Origin of the sequence: Massilia luteola (assembly GCF_034420155.1) — a bacterium.
GTDB lineage: Bacteria > Pseudomonadota > Gammaproteobacteria > Burkholderiales > Burkholderiaceae_D > Telluria > Telluria luteola.
The window spans coordinates 1-6,615 of sequence record NZ_JAXOFN010000064.1; the positions used below are offsets into that span (position 1 = coordinate 1).

The following is a 6,615-nucleotide window of genomic DNA, read 5'->3' on the forward strand; positions in this document are numbered from 1 at the left end:
GATCAGTTCTTCGATGCCAGCCTTCGTATTCGATAACGATTTGGACTTCAACTTGTCGTTCGTACTGTTGAGCAGCATGCAGTCCAGTTTTTTCTTCGAAACGTCTACGCCAAGATAAAACATTACTCTTCCTCGTGTTATTGATTTCCCTAATCCACTCCACACTCGCCTTGTACATGCAGGGTCAGCGCCCTCGGATACCGTCCAGTGTTCAGCAATGGGGTGGGAGAGGTGAAGGGCTTAATCTACACTCGAAGGTCGATGCCTTAAGGGTGGGCACAAGCTGGTCTTCACCTCAGCTGATGGTAGCTAACCATCAACTCTATCAAGATACAAGGGTGGGCGGCCTCCGCCCACGCGCGACGGGGCCTTATTGCGGCGGCGCGGTCGACGCCCGCACGACCAGCGTGCTGGCCAGCGCCGTGCGGCGCAGCGGCGCGTGGCCGCCGCGGATGCGATCGGCCAGCAACTCGATCGCGAGCCACGCCATGTCGTGCTTGGGTGGCGCCACCGTCGTCAGCGGCGGCAGCGCGTAACGGGCGGCGGCGATGTCGTCGAAACCTACGACGGACAATTGCGCCGGCACACGCACGGCAGCTGATCCGGCCGCGCACAGGCCGCCCAGCGCCATCAGGTCGCTCGTGACGAACACGGCCGTCGGCCGCCGCGGCCGGGCCAGCAGGCGCGTAAAGGCCGCGTGGCCGCCGGCGCTCGTGAATTCGTCGTGCACGATACGGTCCGGCGTCAGCGTCAGCGCCAGGCCGGCTTCCGCCATCGCGCGCATGAAGCCGCCCACGCGTTCGCGCGTGCGCGGCAGGTCGGCCGGGCCGGACACGCAGGCAATGTCCCGATGGCCCAGTTCGATCAGATGGCGCGTGGCCGCGTACCCGCCCTCTTCCTGGCCGGCCTGGACCAGGTCGGCGTGCAGGCCGGGCAGCGCGCGCTCCAGCTGGACGATGGGCACCGTCTCGTGGCCCAGCAGCAGGTCCTGTTCATCGTCGGCACCGCTGGCGACGAGCACCAGCCCGTCGATGCGCTTTTCCATCAGCAGGCGCAGATAGGCCGCCTGCTTCTGCGCGCCGCCATGCGCATTGCACAGGATGATGTTGTAGCCGAGCTGGAACGCCGCATCCTCGATCCAGCGGATCAGTTCGGCAAAATAGGGATTCGACGAGTTCGGCACGAGCACGCCGATGGTATTGGTCTTGTCGTTCTTGAGGCTGCGGGCGACGGCGCTGGGGATGTAGCGCATCTCGTCGATGATGCCCAGCACCCGCCGGCGCACGTCATCGCTGACGACGCGCGTGTTGTTGATCACGTGCGACACCGTGGAGATCGACACCCCGGCGCGCTCCGCTACCTGCTTCATGGTCGCCATCGCGTTCCCTCCTGAGGCGCGATTATCACCGATGTGTTTCAGTAATTACAACAAGTGCCTGCGCCCCGGCGAGCGCGCCGGGGCGCTTGTCTTTCTAGATCAGGACGGTAGCCGGCTTATCAAGGGGCGCCGGCGCAGCGCATCCATCTGATATTTCCACGCAAAAGTGACGTGAAAAATTGTATACAGCACGGAGATAAATACCCTGTCATCGCTCTGTGGCGCAGCCAAATCGATGCGTTCTATACGCACGGAAACTGTATACAAATTCGTTGACAGTGCTGTCTCGCATGGGCATCATGAATTCATGAAATGCCGCCGCAGAGTGGCACCAAGCTTTGTGGAGACGTCATCGCGTTCCCGGCCACATCCCGGCCCCGGGCGCCCCTCGGTTGCATCCGGATCACGGATTGCCTGCCGTGGTTGACTGTTCTCCACTGTCCAGCATCACTTCGAAGTACTCGACGCGCTTGCGGTACGCGCAGCTCAGGACAACATTCGACGGAGACACATATGAACAATCTGCTGTACCAGGTCGACGACCGGCCACCCCTCATCACCACGACCCTTCTCGCGGCCCAGCACATGCTCGCCGCGCTCGGGGGCATCATCGCCGTGCCGCTCGTGGTCGGCGCCATCCTCAAGCTGCCCGCGGACCAGATCGTCGCCCTCGTCAACGCGGCGCTGCTGGGCTCGGGAATCGTCACGATCATCCAGTGCAAGGGCGTCGGCCCGATCGGCATCCGCCTGCCCTGCGTGATGGGCACCAGCTTCGCCTTCGTCGGCGCGGCCATCAGCATCGGCTTCGAACACGGCGTGCCGGGCATCCTCGGGTCCTCGCTCGCCGGGTCCGTCGTCATGATCGTCGGCAGTTTCTTCATGCCGCAGATCCGCAAGCTGTTCCCGCACCAGGTGACGGCCGTCGTCGTCACGATGATCGGCCTGTCGCTCGTCCCCGTCGCCGTCGACTGGGCGGCCGGCGGCAAGGGCGCCGGCGATTACGGCGCGCCCACGAACCTTGGCATCGCCCTGTTCGTGCTGGCCGTCGTCGTCGCGCTGGTCCAGTTCGGCAAAGGCATCATCTCGGCCTCCGCCATCGTGATCGGCATCGCGATCGGCTATGCCATCTGCCTGGGCCTCGGGCTCGTCGACTTCGCGAGCGTGCACCGGGCCGCCGTGTTCGCTCTGCCGCAGCCGCTGCACTTCGGCATGACCTTCCCGCTCAGCGGCATCCTCGCCATGGGCCTCGCCTACATCGTCACGATGGTCGAAACGACGGGCACCTTCATGGCGCTGGGCGCCGCCACCGAGACGAAGATGCGCGGCACCCTGCTCAAGCGCGGCGTGCTGTGCGACGGCGTCGGTTCCGCCTTCGCGTCCACCCTGGGCGCGCCGCCGATGTCGACCTTTGCGCAGAACGTGGGCGTCATCTCGCTGACCGGCGTCGCCAGCCGCCACGTCGTCGCGCTGACCGGCGTGATGCTGGCCCTGGCCGGCCTGTTCCCGGTGCTGGGCGCGGTCGTCGTCACGATCCCGCAGCCGGTGCTGGGCGGCGCCGGCCTCATGATGTTCGCGATGATCCTCACGGCCGGCGTGCAGATGCTGGGCAAGGTCGAGCACGACAAGCGCACGGGCCTCATCATCGCCGTGTCGATCGGCTGCGGCCTGGCCGTCAGCGTGCGTCCGGAACTGCTGGCCAAGCTGCCGGCCTTCGTCAACGAAATCTTCGGCTCGGGCATCAGCACGGGCGCCATCATGGCCGTGCTGCTGAACCTCGTGTTGCCGAACCGCCCCGTCGAAGTCCACGACGACGACGAGGACGTGCCGCAGCCCCTGCTGGTGAAAGAGCTGGAGGTGGCGTAACGGAATACTGTCCGCGTTTGGCATCCCTGACCGGCAGTCGGTGCCGCGCCGGCCACATCGCAAGACGTGCGCCGGCGCGGTGTTTTTATCCCGACATTGTTTCCGCAGTGCCCGTGCATTGTTTCCGCAGTGTTGAACATTAAAAGTGGAAAATTCATGAGCAAGACTCTCCTGATCAAGAACGCGCGCGTCCTCGTGACGATGGACGATGCGCGCCGCGAAATCGCCGACGGCGCCGTCTTCGTGCGCGACAACGTGATCGAACGGGTGAGCCCGACGGACGAACTCCCGCAGGACGCCGACGAGGTGATCGACGCGCGCGGCCACGTCGTCATCCCCGGCCTCGTCAACACGCACCATCACATGTACCAGAGCCTCACGCGCGCGATCCCGGCCGCGCAGGACGGCGAGCTGTTCAACTGGCTGACGAACCTGTATCCCGTCTGGGCGAACCTGACCGGCGAGATGGTCCACGTGTCGACCCTCACGGCGATGGCGGAACTGATCCTGTCGGGCTGCACGACCAGCAGCGACCACCTGTACATCTACCCGAACGATTGCCGCCTGGACGACAGCATCGAAGCCGCGCACACGATCGGCATGCGCTTCCACGCGGCGCGCGGTGCGATGAGCGTCGGCCGCTCGCAAGGCGGCCTGCCGCCCGACAGCGTGGTGGAAGACGAGGCGGCGATCCTGAAGGACACGCAGCGCCTGATCGAGACGTACCACGACGCGTCGCGCCACGCCATGCAGCGCATCGTCGTGGCGCCCTGCTCGCCGTTCTCAGTGTCGCGCGACCTCATGAAGGAAGCCGCCCTGCTGGCGCGCAGCCACGGCGTGTCGCTGCACACGCACCTCGCGGAAAACGTCAACGACATCGCGTACAGCCGCGAGAAATTCAATATGACGCCGGCCGAGTATGCGGAAGACTGCGGCTGGGTCGGCCACGACGTGTGGCACGCGCACTGCGTGCAGCTGGACGATGCGGGCATCCACCTGTTCGCGCGGACGGGCACCGGCGTCGCGCACTGCCCGTGCTCGAACATGCGCCTCGCGTCCGGCATCGCGCCGGTGCGCAAGATGGTCGACGCGGGCGTGCCCGTGGGCCTGGGCGTGGACGGCAGCGCGTCGAACGACGGCGCGCACATGCTGGGCGAGGTACGCCAGGCGATGCTGCTGCAGCGCGTGGGCTTCGGCCCGGACGCGATGACGGCGCGCCAGGCGCTGGAACTGGCCACGCGGGGCGGCGCGAAGGTGTTGGGTCGCGACGACATCGGCAGCATCGCGCCGGGCATGTCGGCCGACATCGTGATGTTCAAGCTGGATGGCGTCGGCTTCGCGGGCGCGCTGCACGACCCGGTCGCGGCGCTCGTATTCTGCACGCCGGCCAACGTGAACCACAGCGTCATCAACGGTAAGATCGTCGTGAAGGATGGGGTGTTGCGGACGGTCGATTTGCCGGTCGTGCTGGAGCGGCATAACCGGCTGGCGGAGGAGCTGGCGCTGGCGGCGAGGTAAGGAGCGCTTAAACACCCGGAACGTTTGAACCGTCGTTCCCGCGCAGGCGGGAACCCAGGTTTGCCGGCTGCGCAACGGACTTGGATCCCCGCCTTCGCGGGGACGACGCCTGAAGGCCTGCGCGGGGCGACGGCTGAAGGCCTGCGCGGGGGCGACGGCTGAAGGCCTGCGCGGGGACGACGAATTAAAGACGTATTAAAGCAAACGGCCCATCTACCGCAAAGTAGATGGGCCGTTTTGCATGCGCCGGCGGCGAGGCCGCCGAGGCGCTGAAACTGATTACTGCAGCTTGATTTCGACGTCGACGCCAGCCGGCAGGTCCAGCTTCATCAGCGCGTCGACGGTCTTGTCGGTCGGGTCCACGATGTCCATCAGACGCTGGTGCGTACGGATTTCGAACTGGTCGCGCGAGGTCTTGTTGACGTGCGGGGAACGCAGCACGTCGAAACGCTGGATGCGGGTCGGCAGCGGAACCGGGCCCTTGACGACTGCGCCGGTGCGCTTGGCGGTGTCGACGATTTCCAGGGCGGACTGGTCGATCAGCTTGTAGTCGAACGCTTTCAGGCGGATACGGATTTTCTGATTCGGAGCGGACATGCTATTTCCTTAAAAAAGAACGAACCGGCGCGCGGCCGGCAATCAATGTGTCAGGTACTGCGTGTACTGCGGAGGGGACGGCAGTATAACACCGTTTCACCCTAAACTGCACAGACTACTCGTAGGGTGGGCTCCCTGAGCCCACGCGAACGTTTGCGACAATGTCGGCGTTACGCGTGGACACAGGAGTGCCCACCCTACCGATCCGGCGATCAGGCCAGGATCTTGGCAACCACGCCGGCGCCGACGGTACGGCCGCCTTCGCGGATTGCGAAGCGCAGGCCTTCTTCCATCGCGATCGGAGCGATCAGCTTGACGGTGATCGACACGTTGTCGCCAGGCATGACCATTTCCTTGTCGGCCGGCAGCTCGATCGAACCGGTCACGTCAGTCGTACGGAAGTAGAACTGCGGACGGTAGTTGTTGAAGAACGGGGTGTGACGGCCGCCCTCATCCTTCGACAGCACGTAGATCTCGCCGGTGAAGTGGTTGTGCGGCTTGATCGAACCCGGCTTGGCCAGGACCTGACCACGCTGGACATCTTCACGCTTGGTGCCGCGCAGCAGCAGACCGACGTTGTCGCCGGCTTGACCCTGGTCCAGCAGCTTGCGGAACATTTCCACGCCGGTGCAGGTGGTCTTGACAGTGTCGGTGATGCCGACGATTTCGATCTCTTCGCCGACCTTGATGATGCCGCGCTCGACACGACCGGTCACCACGGTACCGCGACCCGAGATCGAGAACACGTCTTCAACCGGCATCAGGAAGGCGCCGTCGACGGCACGTTCCGGGGTCGGGATGTAGGTGTCCAGGGCTTCAGCCAGGCGGGCGATGCACTCTTCGCCCATCTCGCCCGGCTGGCCTTCCAGCGCCATACGAGCCGAACCCTTGATGATCGGCAGGTCGTCGCCCGGGAACTCGTACTTCGACAGGAGCTCGCGCACTTCCATTTCGACCAGTTCCAGCAGTTCCGCGTCGTCGACCAGGTCGCACTTGTTCAGGAACACGATGATGTACGGCACACCCACCTGGCGAGCCAGCAGGATGTGTTCGCGCGTCTGCGGCATCGGACCGTCAGCGGCCGAGCACACCAGGATCGCGCCGTCCATCTGGGCAGCACCGGTGATCATGTTCTTGATGTAGTCGGCGTGGCCCGGGCAGTCGACGTGAGCGTAGTGGCGGTTGGCCGTTTCGTACTCGACGTGCGCGGTGTTGATCGTGATGCCGCGCGCTTTTTCTTCCGGCGCCGCGTCGATCTG

General features: G+C 64.9%; 5 protein-coding genes. 2 read left to right on the forward strand and 3 right to left on the reverse strand.

Annotation, left to right across the window (positions count from 1 at the left end; translation table 11 throughout):
• Positions 1 to 370: 370 nt before the first annotated feature.
• Entirely contained in the window at positions 371 to 1,378 is a 1,008-nt protein-coding gene (locus tag U9J41_RS29060; protein ID WP_322405682.1) for a LacI family DNA-binding transcriptional regulator, read from the reverse strand.
• A 513-nt stretch (positions 1,379 to 1,891) separates the two neighbouring features.
• Between U9J41_RS29060 and U9J41_RS29065 the strand changes: the two genes are divergently transcribed.
• On the forward strand, positions 1,892 to 3,241 hold the full coding sequence (locus U9J41_RS29065) for a nucleobase:cation symporter-2 family protein (RefSeq protein WP_322405683.1): 1,350 nt from the start codon (positions 1,892 to 1,894) through the stop codon (positions 3,239 to 3,241).
• Positions 3,242 to 3,397: 156 nt separating this feature from the next.
• Positions 3,398 to 4,759, forward strand: a complete 1,362-nt coding sequence (locus U9J41_RS29070) for an 8-oxoguanine deaminase (RefSeq protein ID WP_322405684.1) — start codon at positions 3,398 to 3,400, stop codon at positions 4,757 to 4,759.
• A 279-nt stretch (positions 4,760 to 5,038) separates the two neighbouring features.
• Here U9J41_RS29070 and rpsJ read toward each other — a convergent pair whose 3' ends face one another.
• Entirely contained in the window at positions 5,039 to 5,356 is a 318-nt protein-coding gene (gene rpsJ, locus U9J41_RS29075; RefSeq protein ID WP_005663509.1) for a 30S ribosomal protein S10, read from the reverse strand.
• 212 nt (positions 5,357 to 5,568) lie between these two features.
• On the reverse strand, positions 5,569 to 6,615 hold a 1,047-nt coding region (gene tuf / locus U9J41_RS29080; RefSeq protein WP_322405020.1), incomplete at its 5' end, for an elongation factor Tu.

Excerpts from the sequence above, each read along its gene's own strand:
- U9J41_RS29070 (WP_322405684.1), top strand. The coding sequence starts at position 3,398 with ATGAGCAAGACTCTCCTGATCAAGAACGCGCGCGTCCTCGTGACGATG.
- U9J41_RS29060 (WP_322405682.1), bottom strand. The coding sequence starts at position 1,378 with ATGGCGACCATGAAGCAGGTAGCGGAGCGCGCCGGGGTGTCGATCTCC.
- U9J41_RS29065 (WP_322405683.1), top strand. The coding sequence starts at position 1,892 with ATGAACAATCTGCTGTACCAGGTCGACGACCGGCCACCCCTCATCACC.
- rpsJ (WP_005663509.1), bottom strand. The coding sequence starts at position 5,356 with ATGTCCGCTCCGAATCAGAAAATCCGTATCCGCCTGAAAGCGTTCGAC.